Source organism: Streptomyces sp. NPDC060002 (assembly GCF_042737245.1).
Lineage (GTDB): Bacteria > Actinomycetota > Actinomycetes > Streptomycetales > Streptomycetaceae > Streptomyces.
In genome coordinates this window covers 245,044-268,136 of record NZ_JBHWUW010000003.1, presented here as the reverse complement: position 1 = coordinate 268,136, position 23,093 = coordinate 245,044, and the positions used below count along the sequence as shown (strand labels likewise).

21 protein-coding genes and 2 pseudogenes are annotated in these 23,093 nt (G+C 73.6%); 16 read left to right on the top strand and 7 right to left on the bottom strand.

Going from position 1 to position 23,093, the window contains the following annotated elements; translation table 11 throughout:
• Window positions 1-2 precede the first annotated feature (2 nt).
• Genes ACFWBD_RS04970 through ACFWBD_RS04955 form a run of 4 tightly spaced genes read left to right on the top strand, consistent with a single transcriptional unit; the run spans window position 3 to window position 4,542 of the window.
• Entirely contained in the window at window positions 3-1,796 is a 1,794-nt protein-coding gene (locus ACFWBD_RS04970) for an ABC transporter permease subunit (protein ID WP_385662737.1), read from the top strand.
• A complete protein-coding gene (locus ACFWBD_RS04965; RefSeq protein WP_385662734.1) occupies window positions 1,793-3,055 on the top strand; it encodes an MDR family MFS transporter in 1,263 nt (420 codons plus the stop codon). The genes ACFWBD_RS04970 and ACFWBD_RS04965 overlap by 4 nt, the downstream gene beginning before the upstream one ends.
• A gap of 51 nt (window positions 3,056-3,106) precedes the next feature.
• A complete protein-coding gene (locus ACFWBD_RS04960) occupies window positions 3,107-3,724 on the top strand; it encodes a hypothetical protein (RefSeq protein WP_385662731.1) in 618 nt (205 codons plus the stop codon).
• A 56-nt stretch (window positions 3,725-3,780) separates the two neighbouring features.
• Window positions 3,781-4,542, top strand: a complete 762-nt coding sequence (locus tag ACFWBD_RS04955) for a YcnI family protein (protein ID WP_385662728.1) — start codon at window positions 3,781-3,783, stop codon at window positions 4,540-4,542.
• Window positions 4,543-4,615: 73 nt separating this feature from the next.
• Here ACFWBD_RS04955 and ACFWBD_RS04950 read toward each other — a convergent pair whose 3' ends face one another.
• A complete protein-coding gene (locus tag ACFWBD_RS04950) occupies window positions 4,616-5,371 on the bottom strand; it encodes a CDP-alcohol phosphatidyltransferase family protein (protein WP_385662725.1) in 756 nt (251 codons plus the stop codon).
• 108 nt (window positions 5,372-5,479) lie between these two features.
• Between ACFWBD_RS04950 and ACFWBD_RS04945 the strand changes: the two genes are divergently transcribed.
• The 5 genes and pseudogenes from ACFWBD_RS04945 to ACFWBD_RS04925 form a co-directional block, all read left to right on the top strand.
• Window positions 5,480-6,469, top strand: coding sequence for a zinc-binding alcohol dehydrogenase (locus ACFWBD_RS04945; RefSeq protein WP_385662722.1), 990 nt, complete (start codon window positions 5,480-5,482; stop codon window positions 6,467-6,469).
• A gap of 113 nt (window positions 6,470-6,582) precedes the next feature.
• Window positions 6,583-6,981, top strand: coding sequence for a 6-pyruvoyl tetrahydropterin synthase family protein (locus ACFWBD_RS04940; protein ID WP_385662720.1), 399 nt, complete (start codon window positions 6,583-6,585; stop codon window positions 6,979-6,981).
• Window positions 6,978-8,174: a glycosyltransferase family 4 protein gene (locus tag ACFWBD_RS04935; RefSeq protein ID WP_385662718.1), complete on the top strand. Its 1,197-nt coding sequence runs from the start codon at window positions 6,978-6,980 to the stop codon at window positions 8,172-8,174. The genes ACFWBD_RS04940 and ACFWBD_RS04935 overlap by 4 nt, the downstream gene beginning before the upstream one ends.
• Window positions 8,171-9,298, top strand: coding sequence for a trans-aconitate methyltransferase (locus ACFWBD_RS04930; protein ID WP_385662716.1), 1,128 nt, complete (start codon window positions 8,171-8,173; stop codon window positions 9,296-9,298). Before ACFWBD_RS04935 ends, ACFWBD_RS04930 begins: the two co-directional genes overlap by 4 nt.
• Window positions 9,298-10,314, top strand: a pseudogene (locus tag ACFWBD_RS04925) (YbhN family protein); the annotation flags it as partial. The gene ACFWBD_RS04930 and the pseudogene ACFWBD_RS04925, both read left to right, overlap by 1 nt.
• Window positions 10,315-10,457: 143 nt before the next feature.
• Here the strand turns inward: ACFWBD_RS04925 and ACFWBD_RS04920 are convergent.
• The gene (locus ACFWBD_RS04920; RefSeq protein WP_385662713.1) at window positions 10,458-11,306 is read right to left on the bottom strand and encodes a creatininase family protein; all 849 of its coding nucleotides are present in this window, start codon (window positions 11,304-11,306) and stop codon (window positions 10,458-10,460) included.
• A gap of 38 nt (window positions 11,307-11,344) precedes the next feature.
• On the opposite strand from ACFWBD_RS04920, the gene ribA reads away from it, so the two are divergent.
• The 4 genes from ribA (at window position 11,345) to ACFWBD_RS04900 (ending at window position 15,509) form a co-directional block, all read left to right on the top strand.
• A complete protein-coding gene (ribA, locus tag ACFWBD_RS04915; protein ID WP_385662710.1) occupies window positions 11,345-12,004 on the top strand; it encodes a GTP cyclohydrolase II in 660 nt (219 codons plus the stop codon).
• Between the two features lie 109 nt (window positions 12,005-12,113).
• Window positions 12,114-13,259, top strand: coding sequence for an NAD(P)/FAD-dependent oxidoreductase (locus ACFWBD_RS04910; RefSeq protein ID WP_385662707.1), 1,146 nt, complete (start codon window positions 12,114-12,116; stop codon window positions 13,257-13,259).
• Window positions 13,256-14,317 (top strand): saccharopine dehydrogenase, encoded by a 1,062-nt coding sequence (locus ACFWBD_RS04905; RefSeq protein WP_385662704.1) that lies wholly within the window; start codon window positions 13,256-13,258, stop codon window positions 14,315-14,317. The genes ACFWBD_RS04910 and ACFWBD_RS04905 overlap by 4 nt, the downstream gene beginning before the upstream one ends.
• Window positions 14,310-15,509, top strand: a complete 1,200-nt coding sequence (locus tag ACFWBD_RS04900; protein WP_385662701.1) for a saccharopine dehydrogenase family protein — start codon at window positions 14,310-14,312, stop codon at window positions 15,507-15,509. Before ACFWBD_RS04905 ends, ACFWBD_RS04900 begins: the two co-directional genes overlap by 8 nt.
• 7 nt (window positions 15,510-15,516) lie before the next feature.
• Here ACFWBD_RS04900 and ACFWBD_RS04895 read toward each other — a convergent pair whose 3' ends face one another.
• The 3 genes from ACFWBD_RS04895 to ACFWBD_RS04885 are packed head-to-tail and all read right to left on the bottom strand — an operon-like array spanning window position 15,517 to window position 18,835.
• Window positions 15,517-16,746 (bottom strand): serine hydrolase domain-containing protein, encoded by a 1,230-nt coding sequence (locus ACFWBD_RS04895; protein WP_385662698.1) that lies wholly within the window; start codon window positions 16,744-16,746, stop codon window positions 15,517-15,519.
• 59 nt (window positions 16,747-16,805) lie between these two features.
• Window positions 16,806-18,179: an MFS transporter gene (locus ACFWBD_RS04890; RefSeq protein WP_385662887.1), complete on the bottom strand. Its 1,374-nt coding sequence runs from the start codon at window positions 18,177-18,179 to the stop codon at window positions 16,806-16,808.
• Window positions 18,180-18,232: 53 nt separating this feature from the next.
• Window positions 18,233-18,835: a TetR/AcrR family transcriptional regulator gene (locus ACFWBD_RS04885; RefSeq protein WP_385662696.1), complete on the bottom strand. Its 603-nt coding sequence runs from the start codon at window positions 18,833-18,835 to the stop codon at window positions 18,233-18,235.
• Between the two features lie 142 nt (window positions 18,836-18,977).
• Here ACFWBD_RS04885 and ACFWBD_RS04880 point away from each other — a divergent pair, with 142 nt between their 5' ends.
• Window positions 18,978-19,427: a PPOX class F420-dependent oxidoreductase gene (locus ACFWBD_RS04880; protein WP_385662693.1), complete on the top strand. Its 450-nt coding sequence runs from the start codon at window positions 18,978-18,980 to the stop codon at window positions 19,425-19,427.
• On the opposite strand, the gene ACFWBD_RS04875 is transcribed toward ACFWBD_RS04880, so the two are convergent.
• Window positions 19,424-20,326, bottom strand: coding sequence for an NAD(P)-dependent oxidoreductase (locus ACFWBD_RS04875; RefSeq protein ID WP_385662690.1), 903 nt, complete (start codon window positions 20,324-20,326; stop codon window positions 19,424-19,426). The two genes, ACFWBD_RS04880 and ACFWBD_RS04875, sit on opposite strands and share 4 nt — an antisense overlap.
• Window positions 20,327-20,447: 121 nt before the next feature.
• On the opposite strand from ACFWBD_RS04875, the gene ACFWBD_RS04870 reads away from it, so the two are divergent.
• Together ACFWBD_RS04870 and ACFWBD_RS04865 are read left to right on the top strand one after the other, a co-directional pair.
• The gene (locus tag ACFWBD_RS04870; protein ID WP_385662688.1) at window positions 20,448-21,062 is read left to right on the top strand and encodes a TetR/AcrR family transcriptional regulator; all 615 of its coding nucleotides are present in this window, start codon (window positions 20,448-20,450) and stop codon (window positions 21,060-21,062) included.
• Window positions 21,063-21,307: 245 nt separating this feature from the next.
• Window positions 21,308-21,616, top strand: a pseudogene (locus ACFWBD_RS04865) (sugar phosphate isomerase/epimerase and 4-hydroxyphenylpyruvate domain-containing protein); the annotation flags it as partial.
• A 1-nt stretch (window position 21,617) separates the two neighbouring features.
• On the opposite strand, the gene ACFWBD_RS04860 reads toward ACFWBD_RS04865, so the two are convergent.
• Window positions 21,618-23,060, bottom strand: coding sequence for a membrane-associated oxidoreductase (locus ACFWBD_RS04860; RefSeq protein WP_385662685.1), 1,443 nt, complete (start codon window positions 23,058-23,060; stop codon window positions 21,618-21,620).
• Window positions 23,061-23,093 lie beyond the last annotated feature (33 nt).

The following is a 23,093-nucleotide window of genomic DNA, read 5'->3' as shown; positions in this document are numbered from 1 at the left end:
GCATGAGGAGCAGAATGGGCGCGCTGCTGTGGCGCGCCGTGCTGGCCGCGCTGCTGGTGTGCGGCATCGGGCTGCTGCCCTGGCTGTCCCACACCGACCCGGCGCTGACCGTGCTGAAGGCGCGGTCAGCCGACCGTGACGCCACCCCCGAGGTGCTCGCCGACGTCCGCGCCCAACTCGGACTGGAGGACGGCCCGTTGCGGCTGCTCGGGCAGTGGCTCGCGGGGCTGCCGCGCGGCGACGCCGGACGGTCGTGGATCTCCGGTGCCGACGTCCTGCCCGGAGTCCTGGACGCCCTCGGCGCGTCGCTGCTGCTGATGGTGGTGGCGTCGGCCGTCGCCCTGGTCACCGCCGCCGGCGTGTGCGCCCGCACCCTGTACCTCGGTGCGCGGCGGCGACTTGAGGGCCGGCCCGCGGGCGGCTCGGGTTGCGCCGTGCTCGCCGCGCTGCCCGAGTTCCTGACCGCTTCCGTGCTCGCCACCGTCGTCGGTGTGCAGTGGGGTTGGCTGCCCGCTCTCGGCTGGTACGGCCCGCAGTGGACCGTGCTGCCCGCGCTCGCCCTGGGCCTGCCCGCCGGCGCGGTGCTCGGACGCCTCCTCGACGACCAGTTGCCGACCGCCTTCGCCGAGCCCTGGGCGCTGGCCGCCGCCGCACGAGGACTGCCCGGCCGGAGCATCGCCCGTAAGGCGCTGCGCCGCTGTGTGCCCGGACTGCTGCCCAACCTCGGGCTGTTCGTCGTGGGTCTGACCGGCGGATCCGTCGCCGTGGAGCAGATCTTCGACATCCCCGGGCTCGGCCGGACCACCCTGCAGGCCGCGATCGCGCAGGACCTGCCGGTACTGCGGGCCGGCACTCTCGTCCTCGTCGCCCTCGCGGCCGTCACCACCGGCGGCGCCCGGCTCGCGGCCCGGCTGCTCATCGGCCCCGCGCTGCGCGACGGCGCATTGCACACACTCCACCGGCCATCGCCGCCGGTCCGCAGGATCCCGCCTATCGCGTACGGTCTTCTGCTGTCCGCCGTCATCTCCCTCGGGCTGCCGCGCGATCCGCTCGCCCTCGACACCGCGGCCCGCCTCCGACCCCCCTCCACCGCTCACCCGTTCGGCACCGACGCGCTCGGCCGCGACGTCCTGGCCCGGGTCGCGCACGGCGCCCTCGACACCCTGCTGCTCGCCCTCGCCGTCAGCGCGATCGCGCTGACGGCCGGAGTGCTGCTCGGGCTGCTGCCCCGGCTGTCCGGGCCGCTCGTCGACACCGTGAACGCCGTACCGCCGGTACTCGCCGCGCTCCTCGTCACCGCGCTCTGGGGCCGCGGGCCCACGACGCCCGTTCTCGCCCTGGCCGTCGTGGCCTGGGCGCCCCTCGCCGCGCACACCTGCGCGCTGCTGCGGCAGGAGCGGGCCACCCTTCACCTGACCGCCACCCGCTCCCTGGGCGCCGGCCCCGGGTATCTGCTGAGGAGCGAGCTCCTGCCCGCCGTCCTCCCGCCCGTGGCCCGCCACGCCCTCCTGCGTCTGCCCGGCATCGCCCTCGCGCTGGCCTCCCTTGGCTTCCTCGGCCTCGGCGCGCAGCCGCCGTCCCCCGAGTGGGGCCTGCTCCTCGCCGAGAACCAGCCCTACGCCGAACGCGCCCCCTGGGCCGTCCTCGCCCCCGCCACCGTCCTCGCCCTCCTCGGCGCACTGGCGGTGACCGCGGCCGGCGGACTACGCCGAACGCGGCCGCGGCGACCTCGTACGGCAGACCCGATTGCCGACGAACAGCCCTCCAAGGCGCGAGAGTTGGCGATCTCAGGATGACGGTGACGAGGCTTTCCCCGCGCCGGAGCACGAAGGGTTCGCCTCCGCTCTCCCCGCTTCTGCGCCTGCTGATACTCACTCAACTCGCCTTCAATACCGGCTTTTTCGCCGTCCTGCCCTTCCTCGCCGGGCATCTGGGCGACGCGGTCGGCATGGCGGGCTGGCTGGTCGGGTTCGTGCTGGGGCTGCGGACCTTCAGCCAGCAGGGGCTGTTCGTGGTCGGCGGGGCGCTCACCGACCGGTACGGCGTCCGGCCCGTCGTCCTCGCCGGGTGCGCGCTGCGCATCGCCGGGTTCGGCTGGCTCGGGTACGCCGAGCAGACCTGGACGGTCGTCGGAGCGGTGCTGCTGATCGGGTTCGCGGCCGCGCTGTTCTCACCCGCCGTCGAGTCCGAGGTGGCGCGGCAGGCCGTCGTGCACGAGGAGTCGGGCGGTGGGCCGCGGACCCGGGTGCTCGCGCTGTTCACCGTCGCCGGGCAGGCCGGGGCGTTCGCCGGGCCGCTGCTCGGCGCGCTGCTCCTCGCCGTCGACTTCCGCGCGGTGTGTCTGGCGGGAGCCGGCGTCTTCGTCCTCGTCCTGGCCGGTCACGCCTGGCTGCTGCCGCAGCACATCCCCGGCCGCTCCCGGGTCCGGGTAAGCGGCGGCGTCGGCCCGTTGCTCCGCAACCGCCGCTTCCTCGCCCTGTGCTGCGCGTACGGTACCTATCTCCTCGCCTACAACCAGCTCTACCTCGCGCTGCCCGCCGAGGTGGAGCGGGCGGCCGCCTCGCAGGCGCCGCTGGCCTGGCTGTTCGCGCTGTCGTCGCTGCTGGTGGTGACCGCCCAGCTGGCGGTCACCCGGTGGGCGGGGGAGCGGCTGAGCCTGCGCCGCTCCATGGCGGCCGGGCTCGTGCTGATCGCCGCGGGATTCGCCGTCGTGGCCGCCGCCCGGCCCGCCGGACCGACCGGGACGGCCGGGCTGCTGCCCGCGGCCGGCTTCGTCCTGCTGCTCACGCTCGGTCAGATGCTCGTCGTCCCCGCCGCCCGCGCCTGGGTGCCCGACCTCGCCGAAGAGGGCCGCCTCGGCCTGTACACCGGGGCGCTGTCCTCGGTCTCCGGGCTGATCGTGCTGCCCGGCAGCGCGGCCACCGGCGCCCTCCTGGACGCCGGGCTCCCGCCGGCCGTCCCCTGGCTCCTCCTGGCCGCCGTACCGGCAGCCGCCGTCGCGCTCCTCCCCTCGGCGGACGCCCACACGGGAGAGTGTGAACGCGGGCGCACGTGAACGCGGTAGCGGCGGTCGACGTATCAGTCGAACGTGGGAGGATCCCTCACCATGAGTGCGTCCCCGGCCCTGCGGAGTCTGCGCGCCGCGGTGTTCGCCGCGGTGTGCGTGCTGCTGGCCGCCGCCGGGCACGGGCTCGCCACGGGTGACACGCCGCCGCCGTGGGCGGACGGCGCCGGATTCCTGGCCGTCTTCGCCGCCGGGTGGCTGCTCGGCGCCCGGGAACGCGCACTGTCCGGGATCGGCGCGGCCATGCTGGCCACCCAGGCCGGCCTGCACGTCGCCTTCGACGCGGCCCGCTCCCGTACGGCCGCGCAGACCATGCCCGCCATGCCCATGACGTCCGCGCACGGTATGCACGCGCACGGTGTGCACCTGCACGCCCACGCCGTCACGGCCATGACCCCGCACGCGACGGCGGCCCACGTCCTAGCCGCCCTGGCCGCCTCCTGGTGGCTGCGGCGCGGAGAGGCCGCCCTGTGGTCGCTGCTGCGCTGGGCGGTCGCCTTCCTGCCGGGCCTCGCCGCCTGGTGGCGGGGGACCCCCGTCCCGCTGCCCGTGCCGTCGGTCCACCCCGCCGCCCCGGCTCCCGGCCCGCCCCGCCAGCGGCTGCTGCGCCACGCGGTGAGCCGCCGCGGACCGCCCGCCCCGATCCCGTACGCGATCTGACCCCGAGCCGGCCTCGAGCCGGACCCCCATTCCTCCCGTACGGAGATCACCCACTCATGTTCACGACACACCCCGCCCTGCGCCGCGCCGGTCTCGGCACCGTGCTGGCCGCCGCCGCGGTCCTCGCCACCGCAGGTGCCGCCTCCGCGCACGTCACCGTGCACCCCGAGAGCTACGCCAAGGGGGCCACCGACGGCGTCCTGAGTTTCCGGGTCCCCGACGAGGAGGACACCGCGAGCACCACCAAGGTCCAGGTCTTCCTGCCCACCGACCACCCCGTGCTCGGTGTGCTGGTCCACCCGCAGGACGGCTGGACCGCGAAAGTGACGACCACGAAGCTCACGACGCCCGTCAAGACCGACGACGGCACGATCACCGAGGCCGTCTCCGAGATCACCTGGACCGGCGGGAAGATCGGCGCCGGCCAGTACGAGGACTTCGACGTCGCCTTCGGCCGGCTCCCCGACGACATCGGGTCGCTGGCCTTCAAGACCCTCCAGACCTACTCCGACGGCAGGACGGTCCGCTGGATCGAGGAGGCCGAGGCGGGCGCGGACGAACCGGAGAACCCGGCGCCGGTGCTGAAGCTGACAGCGACGGCGTCGGACGACGGCGACAGCACCGCCGACGCCGCCTCGAAGGGCACGGGCGGCGCGAGCGGCACGGCCGGCACCGAGAGCGGCACGGTCCAGGTCACCGCCACCGACGCCGGTGACTCCACCGCCCGCGGACTGGGCATCGCGGGGCTGGTCGTCGGCGTGCTGGGCCTCGCGGCGGCCGCCTTCGCCGTCGTACGGACGCGGTCGGCACGGCCGTAACCACGCGGAAAGCCCATGGGGCAGGGCCCGGACCGTGAACCCGGTCCGGGCCCTGCCCCATGGGAGAGGGGAGCTACACGAGCTCCAGGACCTTCGGCGCCGGAGCCTGCGCGGCGATCCGCGAGGTGCGCCACAGCCACAGCACGTCCCGGCCGAAGGACCACACCAGCGAGCCCAGCGCCAGCAGCACGACGGCGAAGTTGGCCGCGTACGGCAGCAGGTTCGCGCCCGCCGCCATCAGCAGGACGCCCTGGAGCGCGGCGACCGTCTTGCGGGCGGTGCTCGGCGGGAGCGGGGCGTTGAGCCAGGGGGCGACGCGGGCCGCCGCGACGAACACGTAGCGCATGCCGCCGATCAGGAGGACCCACGGTCCCATCGCCATCGAGACGTACACGCTGAGCACCAGGATCAGGAACGCGTCGACCTCCATGTCGAAGCGCGCGCCCAGCGCCGTCGAGGTGCCGGTGCGACGGGCGACCTTGCCGTCGACGCCGTCGAGGATCAGGGCCACGGCCGTCAGGCCGACCAGCAGCGTCACCGGCGGCGTGCTCTCGAAGGAGTCCGCGACCAGGGCGGTCACCCCGCCGACCAGCGTCGCCCGGCCGAGCGTGACCCGGTTGGCCGGGCCGAACGAGCGCAGGCTGGAGCGGTACAGCGCCCGGGAGAGCACCCCCCAGGTGGCGATGGCGAAGACGAGACCGGTCACCCAGCCCGCCGGCCCCAGGCCGATCGCCGAGCCGAGCAGAGCCAGCAGCAGGATCTGAACGCCCGCTCCCACAGCGGTCTCCTGCTGGACCAGCCTTGCGTCGTAAGTGTTGTTCAGGGCCACCGCACATTCCTCCGGCCAGATGACAAAGATGATCAGTGCCGCGTACTGTGCGCGGACTGTGCACACCTCGGTACGTGGGCCGGTTGCCGATCGTTCAGGAGGATGCCGATGTCTGTCACCGCTCGTGCGTTCTGGGTCAGCTCTCCGGGTGAGGGAGAGATCCGCGAGGTCGTCGTTCCCGACCCGGCCGAGGACGAGGTGCTGGTGCGCTCGCTGTGGTCCGGCGTCAGCCGTGGCACGGAGACCCTCGTCTTCAACGGCGGGGTGCCCGAGAGCCAGCACGCGGCGATGCGGGCGCCGTTCCAGGAGGGCGACTTCCCGGGGCCCGTCAAGTACGGCTACCTCAACGTCGGGGTGGTGGAGAAGGGACCGGCCGCGCTGGTCGGGCGCACGGTCTTCTGCCTCTACCCGCACCAGACGCGATACGTCGTCCCGGCGGCCGCCGTGACGGTCGTACCGGACTCGGTGCCCGCGCCGCGGGCCGTCCTCGCCGGCACCGTCGAGACGGCCGTCAACGCCCTGTGGGACGCGGCGCCGCTGGTCGGCGACCGGATCGCGGTGGTCGGCGGCGGCATGGTCGGCTGCTCGGTGGCCGCGCTGCTGGCCCGCTTCCCCGGCGTCCGCGTGCAGTTGGTGGACGCCGACCCGGCGCGGGCGAAGGTCGCAGAGGCGCTCGGCGTCGACTTCGCCGTTCCCGAGGACGCCCGCGACGGACTCGACCTCGTCGTGCACGCCAGCGCCACCGAACAGGGCCTCACCCGTTCCCTGGAGCTGTTGTCCGCCGAGGGCACCGTCCTCGAACTGAGCTGGTACGGCGACCGGAAGGTCTCCCTCCCGCTCGGCGAGGACTTCCACTCCCGGCGGCTGGTCATCCGCAGCAGCCAGGTCGGCACCGTCTCCCCGGCAGGCCGGGCCGGCCGCACGTACGCCGACCGGCTCGCGCTCGCCCTGGAGCTGCTGGCCGACCCGGCGCTCGACGCCCTCGTCACCGGAGACAGCGCTTTCGAGGAGCTCCCGGAGGTGATGCCGAAGCTCGCGACGGGCGAGATTCCGGCCCTCTGCCACCGCGTCAGGTACGAACAAGAGCGCCTGACCTGAGAAAAGAGTGAGATCGGGCTGAACAAGGGGAAGTGAAGGTCCGTACTACACGGCATCCCCCGGGCGGCCAACGGCCGGGGGGAGCAGAGGCGCCGCACCTGGAGGGTCGTCCGTTGTTCAGTGTCACCGTCCGCGATCACATCATGATCGCCCACAGCTTCCGCGGCGAGGTCTTCGGACCCGCGCAGCGCCTGCACGGAGCGACGTTCCTCGTGGACGCCACTTTCCGCCGCGAGCAGCTGGACGACGACAACATCGTCGTCGACATCGGGCTCGCCACGCAGGAGCTCGGCGCCGTGGTCAGCGAGCTGAACTATCGCAACCTCGACAACGAGCCCGACTTCGCCGGGGTCAACACCTCGACCGAGTTCCTGGCCAAGGTCATTGCGGACCGGCTCGTGGAGCGGATCCACAAGGGCGCGCTCGGCGAGGGCGCCCGGGGCATCGCCGCCGTCGCGGTCAGCCTGCACGAGTCGCACGTCGCCTGGGCGAGTTACGAGCGTGCGCTGTGACCGACGTGACCGTGGAGAAGGCGGCCGTGCACAAGGCCGCGCTCGGGTACGTGCCCGCGCAGGCCGCGCTTCCCAAGATCGGCGGGATCATCCCCATGTCCCTGCGCTCCGTCCAGTTCGTGATGCCGGGCGGGGTCGACGACCCCGCGAACCCCAGCGGCGGCAACGCCTACGACCGGCGCCTCTGCCTGGACCTGCCCGGCTTCGGCTGGCAGGTGCACAAGCACCAGGTGTCCGGTTCCTGGCCCCGCCCGGAGGCGGCCGCCCGCGCGGAACTGGCGCGGACGCTGCGCGAGTTCCCCGACGGCACGATCGTCCTCCTCGACGGGCTCGTTGCCTGCGGGGTGCCGGAGATCATCGCCCCCGAGGCGGAGCGGCTGCGGCTCGCCGTCCTCGTCCACCTTCCGCTGGGCGACGAGCGGGGCCTCGCGCCCGAGGTGGCGGCCGAGCTCGACGCCAAGGAGCGGGCCGTGCTGCGGGCCGTCCCCGCGGTGATCGCCACCAGCGACTGGGCGGTCCGCCGTCTCGTCTCCCACCACGGGCTCGCCCCCGACCGGGTCCATGTCGCCGCCCCCGGCGCCGACATCGCCCCCCTCGCCTCCGGCACCGACGGCGTGTCGCGTCTGCTGTGCGTGGCCGCCGTCACCCCGCGCAAGGGCCAGCACCGGCTGGTCGAGGCACTGGCCGCGGCGAGAGACCTGCCGTGGAGCTGCGTGTGCGTGGGCGGACTCGGGCAGGACCCGGAGTACGTCACCCATCTGCGCGGCCTGATCGCCAAGTACGGCCTCCAGGACCGGCTGGAGCTGGCGGGCCCGAAGACCGGCGCCGAGCTCGACGCCGCCTACGCCTCCGCCGACCTGATGGTCCTCACCTCGTACGCGGAGACGTACGGCATGGCCGTCACCGAGGCGCTCGCCCGCGGCATCCCCGTTCTCGCGACGGACGTCGGCGGGCTGCCCGAGGCGGTCGGCCGCGCCCCCGACGGCGGCGTCCCCGGCATTCTCGTCCCGCCGGAGGACCCGGCCGCCCTCGCGGTCGAACTGCGCGGCTGGTTCGGCGAGGCCGACGTACGACGTCGTCTCAAGGCCGCCGCGCGGGGCCGCCGGGCGGCCCTGAACGGCTGGGCGACGACCGCCCAGAGCCTGGCCGGCGTCCTGGGCCGGCTTCCCAGCGAACCCCGGAGGGCGGCATGAGGAAGACGACGGCGACCCCGGCCGACGTGGCACGACGCATGGGCGGCATCCCGGCACAGCCGGTCCGGAAGGAGCCTGGTTCCATGGCGGAGTCCCTGATCCCCGACGGCGGCACCGCGGCGCGTGCGGTGGCGCCGGGCGCGGAGTCCGCACCGCAGCCGGCGGGTTCCGAGGGCGCGCCGCAGGCAGTGGCCTCCGGCGCCGACGACGCGGTGCTCGGCGTGATCGCCGGCGCCGGACCGGTGAGCCGGACCGGCGAGCGGCCGACCGTACGGCTGCGGGACGTCGGGCCGGACGAGCAGCCCCGTTACGCCCCCGAATGGCTGGAGTTGCGCGAGCCCGCCGACGCCGCCGCCCGGTCGATGGAGCTGCTGGACCCGCTGCGGATCCGGCTCGCCAACCTGCCCGGGCGCGGCGGTCTCGCCATCCACGACCTGGGCTGCGGCACCGGCTCGATGGGCCGCTGGCTGGCCCCCCGCCTGGACGGCGCCCAGCACTGGATCCTGCACGACCGGGACCCCTACCTCCTGCACTTCGCGGCCGTCGCCTCTCCCCGGGCGGCCGCCGACGGCAGCCGGGTCACCGTCGAGACCCGGCGTGGCGACGTCGCCCGCCTCACCCCGGACGCCCTGCTCGGCGCCTCGCTGGTCACCGCGTCCGCGCTGCTGGACGTCCTCACCCGCGAGGAGGTCGAGACGCTCGCCGCGGCCTGTGCGGGCGCCGGCTGCCCGGCGCTGCTGACCCTCTCGGTCGCCGGACGCGTCGAGCTCAGCGCCCCGGACCCGCTGGACGACGAGATCGCCGCCGCCTTCAACGACCACCAGCGGCGCGGCGGCCTCCTGGGCCCCGACTCGGTGACCGTGGCCTGCGAGGCGTTCGCCGCCCACGGCGCGACCGTCAAGGTGCACCCGAGCCCGTGGCGGCTCGGCCCCGAGAACGTGGGCCTGACCGCCCAGTGGCTGCGCGGCTGGGTCGGCGCGGCCGTGGAGGAGCGCCCGGCACTGGCCGAGCGCGCCGAGGCCTACCTGGCAGCCCGGCTGGCGGCCTGCGCGGCCGGCGAACTGCACGTCACCGTCCACCACAGCGATCTGCTGGCTCTGGCCCGGCCGACGGGCGGGGCGTGATGAGCGCGGAGACGGTGGGCCCCCGGGTGACGGCCGTGCCGCCGCCCGGGTGGGCGGCGGAGGGAGCCAGGGCGGTCGCCCGCCGGCCCCCGCGCAGCCCCTCGGTGGCCCGCACCGGCGCCGCCGTGTCCGAGGCCCGTATCGGTGTCATCGTGACCGAGCCGCGGGCGAAGAAGCCCTCCCGGCTGCGCGCGCTGCTCGGCAACCGAGCGTTCCGCACGCACTTCGGGACGGTCGCCGGAGTCGCCATCCTCGGCGTATTGCTGTGGCGGCTGGGCACCGGCGTCTTCATGGACGGACTGCGCCGGATCGACGCGCCCACGCTGCTGGTGGGGCTCGGGATCGGCGCGGTCACCACGGTGTTCAGCGCCTGGCGGTGGGCGCTGGTGGCCCGCGGGCTGCGCATCCGGCTGCCGCTCGGCCCGGCCGTCGCCGACTACTACCGGGCCCTGTTCCTCAACGCGGCCCTGCCCGGCGGCGTCCTCGGCGACGTGCACCGCGCGGTACGGCACGGGCAGAGCGCCGGTGATGTCGGACGCGGCGTGCGGGCCGTGGTCCTGGAGCGCACCGCGGGACAGCTCGTGCTGGCCGTCGCAGGCGTAACGGTCCTGCTCGCCCTGCCCTCCCCGGTGATGCAGGACGTACGGCACATCGCCCCGCTGGTCCTGCTGGCCGGCGTGGGCGCGCTCGCCGTCGTCCTCGCCGTCCGGATGAACTCCTCGGCACCGCGGCGCGGCGGCCGGCTGCGGGCGGGACTGGCCGAGGCGCGCGAGTCACTGCTGTCGAGGCGCAACGGGCCCGGCGTCGCCGTGTCCTCGGCGGTCGTCCTGGCCGGGCACCTCGGGATGTTCGTGGTCGCCGCGCGGGTCGCCGGCTCCGGCGCCTCCGTCCTCGAACTGCTGCCGATCGCCGTCCTCGCCCTGCTCGCCATGGGCCTGCCGCTGAACGTCGGCGGCTGGGGCCCGCGCGAGGGCGTCACCGCCTGGGCGTTCGGCGCCGCCGGGCTCGGCGCGAGCACCGGCCTCGCGGTCGCCGTCGTCTACGGCGTGCTCAGCTTCGTGGCGGCGCTGCCGGGGGCGGTCGTGCTGGTCGCCCGCTGGTACGCGGGGCTGCGGGCCGGGGCCGCCGAAGCGACGGGCCCCGGGCTCGACGAGCGGCGTCACGACGACGTCGCGGCACCCGTTCCGGAGTCGTCACCGGCGTCGGACTCATTCGTTGCGGCGGCGGTGCGGGTTTCGGTTCCCGAAGCCGTCGGAGCGCCCGCGGTGAGCAAGGAGAAATACGCGCCGAAGGAATCCGTCAGGCTCGCCAGGAGTTCCTTCCCCTTTTCCGCGGACCCCAGGGAAGGACGGCCGATGACGCCCGAATCGGTATAGGCGGACATTCCCAGCGTGAGCAGATGACGGCGGTCGTCCGCGACGAAATCGGCCGACTCGTATCCGGGCCGGACGAGTTCGGGGTGGGCGTGCAGCAGGATCGAGGTCTCGATCTCCCCGGCGTGCATGTCGGTGAGCAGCGAGGTGGACACCCCGGACCGCTCCAGCGCCGCTTCCCAGTCCTCCGGGGCCGGGAAGAGCGCCATCCGCTCACCTGCGGCGGAGGACTCCTGGACGACGTTGCCCAGGACGTAGTTCCCGCCGTGTCCGTTGACCAGCACCAAGGCCTCGACGCCCGAGCGGCGCAGCGACGCCGCTATGTCCCGTACCACCGCGTGAAGGGTCACGGAGGAGATGCTGACGGTTCCCGGCCAGGCCGCGTGCTCGTGGGAGCAGGCGATGGTCACCGGCGGGAGGAGGTGCACCGGGTACGCCCCGGCGATCTCCCGGGCGATGGCACAGGCGACCAGCGTGTCGGTGGCCAACGGCAGGTACGGCCCGTGCTGTTCGAAGCTTCCGACGGGCAGGACCGCCACCTGTGCCGAGACGCCGGCGCCCCGGGTCCGTACGTCTTCGGTGGTGTCCGTCGGCACCAGTCCGTACGCCGCCGACCGTATTTCCGAACCACTCATTTCTTCCCGGCCCTTCGTCTCTGCTTAGGAACCAGATCATGACAGAAAAAATTGGCGTACTCGGCACGAAGACCCCGCAGCGCACCGGTGTGGAACGCGTGGTGAATGCACCCCTGCCCACCGTGTACGGGAATTTCCAGGCGGTCGGTTACATGGACCACGACCGTGGTGACGAGCAAGTCGCCCTGGTCTACGGCGAGATCGGCGCCGAGAACGTGCTGACCCGGCTGCACTCGGAGTGCCTGACCGGCGACGCGTTCGGCTCCCAGCACTGCGAGTGCGGCGACCAGCTGGCGTCCGCGCTGCGGGCGGTCGTCGCCGAGGGCCGCGGCATAGTCGTCTACCTGCGCGGTCACGAGGGCCGGGGCATCGGGCTGCTCGGCAAGCTGCGGGCCATGGCGTTGCAGGCGGAGGGCCTGGACACCGTCGAGGCGAACGTCGCGCTCGGCTTCCCCGTCGACGCCCGCGACTACAAGGTGGCCGCCGACATCCTGCGCGACCTGGGCGTCGACTCCGTCCGCCTGATGTCGAACAACCCGCGCAAGCGTGAGGCGCTGGTGGACAACGGCATCCGGGTGGCCGAGGAGGTCCCGCTGCTGATCGAGCCGTGCGAGAACAACATCACCTATCTGCGCACCAAGCGGGAGCGCCTGGACCACCGGCTGCCCCACCTGGACGCGGTGGCGCACTGGTCCTGATCGCGCTTGGGACCGCCGCCCCGACGGGTAGGGATCACGGCGGCCATGGCGTACGACAGCCCCGGTCCCGGCGTTCGGGCCGGTGCCGCCGTGACAAGGAGCCGCTCCGGTGAACACGCATGCCTCGGTAGTCGTCATCGGCGGCGGGGTGATGGGCACGAGCATCGCCTGTCACCTCGCCGCCGCCGGCGTCCGTGACGTCCTGCTGGTGGAGCGCGACGAACTCGGCGCGGGCTCGACCTCGAAAGCCGCCGGCGGGGTGCGCGCCCAGTTCTCCGACGAGCTGAACATCCAGCTCGGGGCGCGCAGCCTGGAGACGTTCGGGCGGTTCGAGGAGGAGACCGGGTACGACATCGGGCTGCACCGGGTCGGTTATCTCTTCCTGCTGTCCACGCCCGAGGAGGTCGCCTCCTTCGAGGCGGGTGTGCGGCTCCAGAACGCGCTGGGTGTGCCCAGCCGCATGATCGACCCGGCCGAGGCGCGGCGCCTCTCCCCGCTGATCCGCACCGACGGGTTACTCGCGGCCGCGTTCTCGCCCGACGACGGGCACTGCACCCCGGAGGCCGTCGTCCACGGGTACGCGGCCGCCGCCCGCCGGTACGGGGCGCGCATCCTGCGGCACACCGCGGTCACCGGCATCGAACGGCAGGGCGCCACGATCACCGCCGTGCAGACCACCCTCGGCCGCTTCACCACCGACACGGTGGTCTGCGCGGCCGGCGCCTGGTCCAGGGCCGTCGGCGCGATGGCCGGCGTGGAGCTGCCGGTGCAGCCGCTGCGCCGCCAGATCGCGGTCACCGAACCGGTCCCCGGCCTGCCGCCGGGCCTCCCCATGACCATCGACTTCACCAGCAGCCTCTACTTCCACGCGGAGGGCCCCGGTCTGCTGGTCGGCATGTCCGACCCCGACGAACGGCCGGGCTTCGCCACCGACACCCACGACCGGTGGATCCCCCGCCTCGCCGCGGCCATGGAGCGCCGCGCCCCAGCCCTCCTCGACCTGCGCCGCACTGGTGGCTGGGCCGGGCTGTACGAGGTCACCCCGGACCACAACGCGCTGATCGGCGAGTCGTCCTCGGTATCCCGTTTTCTGTACGCGACCGGTTTCTCCGGCCATGGCTTCCTCCAGGGGCCGGCCGTCGGCGAGGTCGTCCGCGACCTGATTCTCGGCCGCGTACCCTTCGTGGACGTCACCCCCCTGAGCGCCGACCGTTTCGCGGCCGACGCCCCGCGTCCGGAGGTCAACCGCGTATGACCGAACTGCACCTGTGGCTGCGGCACGAGGTCCGCACCACCGAACGGCGCACCCCGGTCGTCCCCGACGACGCCCGCCGCCTCGTCAAGGCCGGCCTGGAACTGACCGTCGAGGACTCCCCGCAGCGCGTCTTCCCGACGCGGGAGTACGAGGCCGTCGGCGCCCGGATCGCCCCCGCGGGCTCCTGGGTCTCGGCGCCGTCCGAGACGGTCGTCCTCGGCCTGAAGGAACTCCCGGACCGGCCCGCCCAACTGAGGCACCGTCATATCTTCTTCGGGCACGCCTACAAACAACAGCCGGGCGCCGTCGACCTGTTGCGCCGGTTCGCCGCCGGGGGAGGGGCCCTCCTGGACCTGGAGTACCTGGTCGACGACGATGGCCGCCGCCTCGCCGCGTTCGGATTCTGGGCGGGTTACCAGGGCGCGGCGCTGGCGGTCCTCCAGCACCGGGGCCGGCTGACCGCCCCCCTGCGTCCCACCGCCAAGGACGAGTTGGACGAGACGCTGCGTCCGGCACCCGGTGACGAGGAGTTCACCGCCCTCGTCACCGGCGCCCTGGGCCGCAGCGGCCGGGGTGCACGGGCCGCGTTCGCCACGGCCGGAGCCGACCCCACCTGCTGGGACCTGGCGGAGACGAGCGACCTGGACCGCGCCGCCCTGCTGGCCCACGACGTGATGGTCAACTGCGTTCTCGCCACCACCCCGGTGCCGCCGTTCGTCCGCGAGGAGGACCTCGACGACCCGGCCCGCAGGCTGCGCACCCTCTCCGACGTCACCTGCGACGTGGGCTCGCCCCTCAACGTCCTGCCCGTCTACGACCGCACCACCGAGTGGCCGGACCCCGTGCGCCGGCTGCGCAAGGAACCCCCGCTCGACCTGATCGCCATCGACAACCTGCCGTCCCTGCTGCCGCGCGAGTCCAGCGTCGACTTCTCGGCCGACCTCACGCCCCGACTGCTGGACTTCGGCGTGGGCGGACCGTGGGGCCGCTGTCTGGACCGCTTCCGTCGGGCCTCCCGCGAACTCGGCTTCGCAGACGAGGAGTCCGGCCGTGTCTGACCTGGTTCCGGCGACCGGCACCGTCCACTGGGTCGGCGCCGGCCTCTCCACGGGCAGCGGCCTGGCGGCCCTGTGCGAGCACACCGACGGCGTACGGCTGTGGCACCGCACGGCGGAGCGGGCGGCCGAGGCCCTCGACCGGCTGGGGCTGACCGGACGCGCCGAGCCGCTCGCCTACACCCTCGACGCACTGGACGACCGACTGGCCCCCGGGGACGTCGTGGTGTCGATGCTGCCCGCGTCCGAGCACGCGGCGCTGCTGGCGGTGTGCGTGGCCCGGCGGGCCCACTTCGCGTGTTCCAGCTATGTCTGCGACGCGGTGCTGGAGCAGGTGCCCGCGGCCACCGGGGCCGGGATCGTCGTTCTCACCGAGGCCGGGCTCGACCCGGGCATCGACCACCTTTTCGCGCACAGCCTCGTGGCGCGCGCCCGGGAGGTGATCGGCGACGGCACGGCGGCCTCGTACCGCCTCACCTCGTACTGCGGAGGCATCCCGGCCGTCCCCAACGACTTCAGGTACCGCTTCAGCTGGGCCCCCTTCGGCGTCCTCAACGCGCTGCGGTCACCCGCGCGTTACGTCGAGCACGGCATCGAGACCGTGGTCGACCGGCCCTGGGAGGCCACGCGGGAACACCTCGTCGACGGCGAGACCTTCGAGGTGTACCCCAACCGCGACAGCGTGCCGTTCATCGAACAGTACGAGCTGCCACGGGCCTGGAAGCCGCTGACCTTCGTACGCGGAACCTTGCGCCTGGACGGCTGGCTGCGGGCCTGGGACACGGTCTTCGAGCAGCTGAGGACGGGCGACGACACCAGGATCGCCGCGATGGCCCGGGAGTTGGCGGCCGCCCACCCCACCACGGACACCGACCGCGACCGCGTGGTCCTCGCCGTGTCGCTGGAGGTGCGCGTGCCCGGGGACGGCGCGGGCGACTCGGGCGACCGGGCCGAGGGCGTCGGCAACGGTACGGCGTGGTCCGGGAGTTACCTCCTGGACCTGGAGGGCGACGAGGAGGAGAGCGCGATGGCACGCTGTGTCTCCCGACCGCTCGCCCTGGGCGTCCGGCACATTCTGGACGGCTCGCTGCCGGCCGGGCTGAGCCGGGCGGCCGGGACGGCGCCGCGCTCCGAGGAATGGCTTCGTGAACTCGGTGACCAGGGACTCGAGTTCACGCTGCGGATCGAGGGCTGACGGGCGGTCAGTCGGTGACCGCCTCGTGGACCAGTCGTTTGAGCTCGGGGTAGAGCTTCAGCGACCTCTTCGGCCTCAGCTGCGTCAGGAACTGGACCGTGAGATCGCGGCTCGGATCGACCCAGAAGGTCGTCGTGGCGACGCCGCTCCAGCCGTAGGTGCCGAGTCCGGAGGGCGCCTGGGTACGGCTCGGGTCGATGACCACGGACACCCCGAGACCGAAGCCGACACCGTCGTTGCCGGGTTCGTCGTGGGCGGGGCGGCTGCCCAAGCTGCGCAGGTCGGCGCCGCCGGGGAGATGGTTGCGGGTCATCAGGTCGACCGTCTCGGGCTTGAGCAGCCGCACACCGTCGAGCTCGCCGCGGCGGCGCAGCAGCTCACTGAAACGGTGGATGTCGTACGCGGTCGCCACCATGCCGCCGCTGCCCGACAGGAACCGGGGGCGGCCGAACAGCGGCAGGCCCAAGATCCGCTCGATACCGCCGCTGTCGGCGTCGCCGTACAGCTCCGCCAGCCGGCCGGCCTGCTCGTCCGTGACCTGGAAGCCCGCGTCCGGCATGCCGAGCGGGCGGAGGATCCGCTCGGCGATGAACTCGTCCAGCGGCCGGCCGGAGACCACCTCGATGATCCGGCCCAGGACGTTGGTGGCCACCGAGTAGTTCCACTGCGTGCCCGGCTCGAACTGGAGCGGCAGCCGCGCGTAGGCCTCCACCGTCCCGGCCAGATCCGAGCCCGGCAGCACCGCCGACTCCAGACCGGCCTCGCGGTACAGGGCGTCGACGGGGTGGCAGTGGTAGAAGGCGAAGGTCAGGCCCGCGGTGTGGGTCATCAGATGCTTCACGAGCAGGGGCTGCCCCACCGGGCGGGTGGTGAGGTCGGCGCCCGAGCCGCCCGTGTACACCCGCTGCTCCGCGAAGGCCGGGAGATGGTCGGCGACCGGGTCGTCGAGGCGCAGCAGGCCCTCTTCGACCAGTATCAGCGCGGCGACCGAGGTGACCGGCTTGGTCATCGAGTAGATCCGGTAGAGGGTGTCGGCCTCGACGGGCAGTCCCGCGGCGATGTCACGGTGGCCGTGCGCCGTGACGTGGGCGACCCGGCCGCCGCGGGAGACGGCCACGAGGAACCCGGGCAGGCGCCCCTCGTCGACGAAGTGGGCGACGTGCTGGTCGAGCCGGTCCAGCGCCTTCGCGTCCAGCCCGACCTCGCTCGGGTCGACCTCTTGCCGCAGCAGTGCCATCGTTCTCCTCCGGTGCGCTCGTTCAAGGTGCGGTCCCGGCCTACCCCGCCCGGACGACCTCAGACCTCATGGTCGCGTAGGGAACGCGAGTGCGGACCCCTTTCGACGTCGTGATCGGTGTGCGTTGCGTCGCTTCCACCAGCCGCAGTGCCGAGCGGAAGGCCGGCCGGGCCGGGACGCGGACCGCCCGGCAGGGCCCGGCAGACCGGCAGCGCCGCCGCGGCCACGAACGCCAGCACGACCAGCGGCGAGCGCACCGCGCCGAGGTCCATGAGCACGGTCGCCGAAGCCACGCCCAGCAGCGGACCGACGTTCATCGCGGTCTGCTGCAACCCGCCCGCCACCCCGGCCGACTCGGCGGGGGCCTGCCGTACGACGACATGGGTCGCCGCGACCATCACGGTGCCGAATCCCGCGCCCACCAGCGCGAATCCGGCGCACAGAGCCACCGGCGCCGAGGCCCGGGCGAGGACGAGCAGACCGGCGGCGAGGACGATCATCGCTGCGGCGACCGTGACGCGAGCGCCGCACCGGCGCAGCAGGACGGCGGAGGCGGGCGCGGCGGCCACCAGCAGCGCGGCCAGCGGAAGGCTGAGCAGCGCGCTGCGCAGCGGGGTCAGCCCCAGGTCGTCCTGGAGCACGTAGACGCAGGTCAGCAGGGAGCCGTTGAGGGCCGCGGACGCGATGACGAGCACGCCGAGGGCCCCGCCCACCGCCCGGGAGCCCACGATCTCCGGGGGCAGCAGCGGGGAGCCGGTCCGGCGCTCGTGCCGTACGAAGGCGGCGCCGGCGAGGAGGGCGACCGGCGCCGACCATGTCACGCCGGGGAGGGTGACGAGGGTGTGCACCAGGCAGGCAAGGGCGACGGCGAGCAGCAGGGCACCGGGCAGGTCGAGCGGGACACCGGCGGCCATACGCGGTCGGTCCCGTCGGTCCCGGGAGGCGAGGGCGAGCAGGCCGAACACCAGCGTGGGCACGATGTTGAGGAGGAACACGGCCCGCCAGCCGAACTCGGTGGCCAGCGCGCCGCCCACCACCGGCCCGGCCGCCGCCGCCACCCCGATGGACGCGGTGCGCACGGCGATCGGCGTCCGCAGCCGCTCGGGCGGGTACGCATCCCGCAGCATCCCCAGCGTGGCCGGCTGCAACAGCGCTCCGAACACCCCCTGCACGACGCGCAGCGCGATCACCCAGCCGACGTCCGGCGCCAGCGCGATGCCCGCCGAGGCGGCGCCGAAGCCGAGCATGCCCAGGGCGAAGGTGCGCCGGTGTCCGTAGCGGTCTGCGAGCCGTCCGGCGAACACCAGCAGACCCGCCACCGCGACGAGATACCCGGTGCTGGTCCACTGGACCTGGGTGAAGGAGGCGCCCAGGTCGCGGCGCAGGGTGGGCTGGGCGACGGTGAGCACGGTGCCGTCCAGGGCGACCACCATGGCACCGGCCACGCTGCTCGCCAGCGTGAGTGGCGGGGAGAGGCGGGAACGCTTCACCGGCCGGCCTGCGGACCGAGATGCGCGTCCAGGGCGGTGCGCAGAAGGGGTGCGAAGTCGTCCGCGCCCGTGGCGAGTTGGAGGCTTCCCCAGCGCCAGAGCTGGGCGATGCCGTGCAGGTTCGCCCACAGAGCTCCCGCGACCGACCGGGCGTCGCAGTCGGGCCGGACCCGGCCGACCAGGTCCACCAGGACTCCGAACAACGGAAGGCTGGTGTCCCGCAACCGCAAGTGTCCGCTTTCCAGCAGATCGTGACGGAACATCAGCTCGTACATGCCCGGGTTGGCCATCGCGAACTCCAGGTAGGCACGCGCCAGTTCGTTCAGCCGGGCGCGAGGATCGGCCGTGCCGTCGCTCGGAGCCGCCGAGACCCTGGAGCCCAGCTGGGCGAAGCCGCGGTGGGCGATGGCGGACAGCAGCTCCAGATGGGTGGGGAAGTGGCGGCGGGGCGCACCGTGCGAGACGCCGGCCCGGCGCGCGATCTCCCGCAGGGTGAGCGCTCCGGCGCCCTCCTGGGAGACCAGGTCAACGCCGACGTCGACGAGACGGGTCCGCAGATCGGGGTCCGGTTCAGGATCCGGCTTTTCGGAGTCACTCATAGACACTGTCTACCAGGCAGGAGTAGACAGTGTCTACTCAGCGTGGGTAGGCGGTGCCTGCTCGCTGAGTGCGCGGCGACCTGGGGGAGCGGGCAATACGGCCCGGGGGAATGCGTTCCGGGGTGGCGCCGGTTGTGCCGACATGACTCAGGACACGACGCAGAACGCGCTGCTCGCACTGCTCTCCGAGGGCCGCGGTGGGGTGCTGGTCACCCTCAAGCACGACGGCCGCCCCCAGTTGTCGAACGTCAGCCACCGCTACTACCCGGACGAGGGCGTCATCCGGATCTCCGTCACTGACGGCCGCGCCAAGACCCGCAACCTGCGCCGCGACCCCCGGGCGTCGTACCACGTCACCGCCTCGGACCGTCGCGCCTACACGGTCGCCGAGGCCACCGCCGACCTCTCACCGGTCGCGGAGGACCCCTACGACGCCACCGTCGAGGAACTCGTCCGCCTCTACCGCGACATCCTGGGCGAGCATCCCGACTGGGACGACTACCGCGCCGCCATGGTCCGCGACCGCCGCCTGGTGCTGCGTCTGCGGGTGGAGCGCGCGTACGGCATCCCCAAGGGAACCAACGACGGCTAGGCGGTAGCCCTGTTGCCGTGATGGGCATGGTCGTCGCTGCGGGCTTCCAGCGCGTGCAGGACGGCGACCATGTCCGCGCCCGCGTGGCCCAGGGCCACGGTCTCCTCGAACAGGGCGTGGCAGGTGTCGAGGAGCGGGGAGGCCAGGCCGGACGCCCGTGCGGCGTCGGCGATCAGGCGGTTGTTCTTGAGGACGTCCAGCGCGGCGGCCTGCACCGCGAAGTCGCCCGTCAGCAGCTTGGGCGCCTTCATCCGCGACACCCCGCTCGCCAGTGGACCGGCGGCCACGACGTCCAGGAACAGCCGTCGGTCCAGTCCCTGCCGCTCCGCGAAGTGGAACGCCTCGGTGAGGCCGGTCACCTGCGTGATCAGGAACAGGTTCACCGCGAGTTTCATCAGCAGCGCGCCGGGCGCCGGACCGCAGCGGAACGTCTCGTGACACATCGGGGCGAGCAGCGGCCGTACGGTGTCCACGGCCGCCTCCTCGCCGGCGAGCATCGCCACCAGCCGGCCCTCCTCGGCCGGGACCCGCGAGCCGGATACGGGTGCCTCGACGTACCGGCCGCCCGCCGCGCGCACGTCCGCCTCCAGTGCGCGCGAGTACTCGGGTGAGGTCGTGCCCATGGTGGCGACCACCCGCCCGGTCACGCGCGCGCCGAAGTCCGGGGTGCCGCGGCCGAGGACGGCGTCGACGGCGGCCCCGTCGGCCAGCATGAGGATGACGACGTCGGCGCGCGCGAACACGTCGGCGGGGTCCGCCGCGACCTCGGCGCCGCCCGCGCGCAGAGCCTCGGCGGAGGCCGCCGTGCGGTTCCACACCACCAGGGGTGTCCCGGCGCGGGCCAGCCGCAGCGCCATGGGGCGGCCCATCACGCCGAGACCGATGAATCCGACCTGCATGGCGGCCGCCTTTCCGTCGCCTCCGTGTCTATGACAGCGGTCATAGTAGCGGGTGCGTGGCAGATCCTATGACGCCGGTCATAGGATTCGGGGGAATGCCCGATCTCGAAGGAGGCCGACCATGCCGGTGCCCGAACGCGGACCCCGTGAGCGGATGGTCTTCAGCGCGGCCCAGCTCATCCGCCGCGACGGAGTCGGCGCGACCGGCATGCGGGAGGTCGCCGTGCACGCCGGTGCGCCCCGGGGCTCGCTCCAGCACTACTTCCCCGGCGGCAAGCAGCAGCTGGTCAACGAGGCCGTGGGCTGGGCGGGCCGCTACGCCGGCAAACGCGTCGCCCGTTTCCTGGACGAGCCGGCGAAGTCCGGAGAGCCCACTCCCGGCGGGCTCTTCGCCGCGATGGTGCGCCAGTGGACGGACGAGTACGCGGCGTCCGGGTTCGCCGCCGGCTGCCCCGTGGCCGCCGCGACCGTCGACCGCGCGGCCTCCGGCGACGCCACCCGGGAGGCCGCGGCCGCCGCGTTCGCCGCCTGGACGGGCCCGGTCGCCGACGCTCTGACCGGCATGGGCGTCCCGGCGACCCGGGCCGGCTCACTCGCCACCCTCATGGTCAGCGCCCTGGAGGGAGCGATCCTGATCGCCCGAGCGGAACGGGACGCACGGGCACTGACGACGGTCGCGACGGAGCTGGCTCCCCTGCTGGACGCGGCCGTCGAGCGGGGCGTCCCCCAGGGGTGAGCGTCACTCCGGCCCCCACCCCCACCCCCACCCCACCTCATCACCGGTATGCACGGCCGAACCCCCGGCGCCAGGAAGGCGGCCGGGGGCCCGTGAGTGGCGGGACCAGGTGTCGCGGGACCGGGAGTCACAGGACCGGGAGTCACAGGACCCGGAGTCGGGGAACCGGGTGTCACGGGACCGGGAGTCGCAGGACCCGGAGTCGGGGAACCGGGTGTCGCGGAAATCCCGTTTCACGGAGTTGCGCAGTCGCGGAGTACGACGTGGTCGCCGCGGCCCGCCGGTTCACCGAGGCCGGCGGACGCCTGCTGCCCATCCCGGCGAACTACCACGACGACCTCGCGGCCCGCTTCGAGTTCGCCGACGGGGAGCTGGAGACCTACCGTGACCTCGGCATCCTCTACGACCGGGACGCGCACGGCGTTTTCCGGCACTGCTACACGCACACCGTCGGCCGGGTCTTCTTCGAACTCGTCCAGCGCGACGGCGGCTACCAGGGGTACGGCGCCGTCAACGCGCCGGTGCGGCCGGCCGCCCAGCACGCCGTGCGCTGACCTACTGCCGGCTGACCGTCCTGGTCACACCGGCGACGACCGTCGTGGCCAGGATCCAGCCGGTCACGATGAGGACGTACGACAGGGACTGGTACCAGCCTCTCGGCGCGAACGCGCTCTCCTGTCCGAAGGAGATCACGGGCAGCAGCAGGTCGAGGGTGTAGAAGACCGGGTTGAAGTCGGGTGCCTCGCCCGCCTTGAGCGGGGGCGGGTGGTGCCCGGCGTAGGCGATCGAGCCGACGGCCAGCAGGGACAGCAGCCAGACGGCCGCGCGCAGCGGGCGGAACCCGTAGCCGACGGCCGCGTCCTGGAGGTGGCCCCACACCCGGCCGTACCAGGGCAGGGTGCCGCGATGCCGGCGCTGCTTGGCCAGCTGCACCACCCGGGCCGCGCGATCGTCGCCGATGCGCCGGTAGGCGGCCGTCAGCTGCTCGTAGGCGTGCGGGTCGAACGCCCCGTCGTCGCGCTCCAGCATCGGCAGCCGCCGCTCGGCGGGCTCGTGCGGGGTGAGGAAGGTGTAGGTGAGGTCCAGCAGCCGCACCTGGTCGGGGAGCATCTCCGGCTCCAGTTGGAGCTGGCCCACCTCGGCGCGCCGCAGATTGAGCCGGCCCTGGACCGGGGCGCCCTCGCGCAGCCAGAGTTCCCCTATGACGCAGCTGCTGGCCCGCAGCGCGGTGCCGCCCGGGTTGGACAGGCGGGAGCGCAGCAGGTCCACCCGGCCGGGGACGCGGGAGCCGCGCAGATCGATCCGGCCGTGCGCGCGCAGCCGCCGGCCCAGCAGGTTGGCCCCCACGTCGAGGGACTCCGCGCTCAGCACCTGCGCGCCGGGGTTGTTCAGTTCGGCGTCCTCCAGGTCGATCGAGCCGGTGACGGAGGCGCCGTCGAGCCGGATCAGGCCCTGGGTGCGCAGACCGCGGGCGCAGAGGTCGTCGTCGATGGAGACCTGGTTGAGCTGGAGGACGGGCTGGGCGGGGTCCGTCGAGGTGACCTCCGCCCCGTCGAGGTACAACGCACCCGAGATCTGCGCTCTGCTGAGGTGCACGGGGCCGCCGATACGGCAGCGGGTCAGCCGTAGCCCCCCGTCGATCCGGGTGTGCGACGCGTCCAGACCGGGCAGCTCGGAGTCGCGCAGGCTGACGTAGTTGAGCTGGGCGCCGACGAGCCGCGGAGCCTCGTCGAAGCGGCAGTGGACCAGGCGGAACATGCTGTCGACGACCGCGTGCCGCAGGTCGAGCAGACCGGTGACGCGCGCGCCGGCGAGCTTGAGGGCGGCTATCTCCCCAGGTTCACGGGGGCCGTTGAGCAGCAGAGCCCGCAACACCGCGGCCCGCACGCTGCGTTCGGGGCCGTACTCCTCGCCCTGCGCCCGGAAGTCCACGGCCGCCCCCGTGGCGAAGGCCCGCCAGAGTCGCCGTTCGGCCGGTGTCAGATCGTTGATCTCCATCAGCCGCGACTCTGGCGGGCCTTGCCGAGCGGT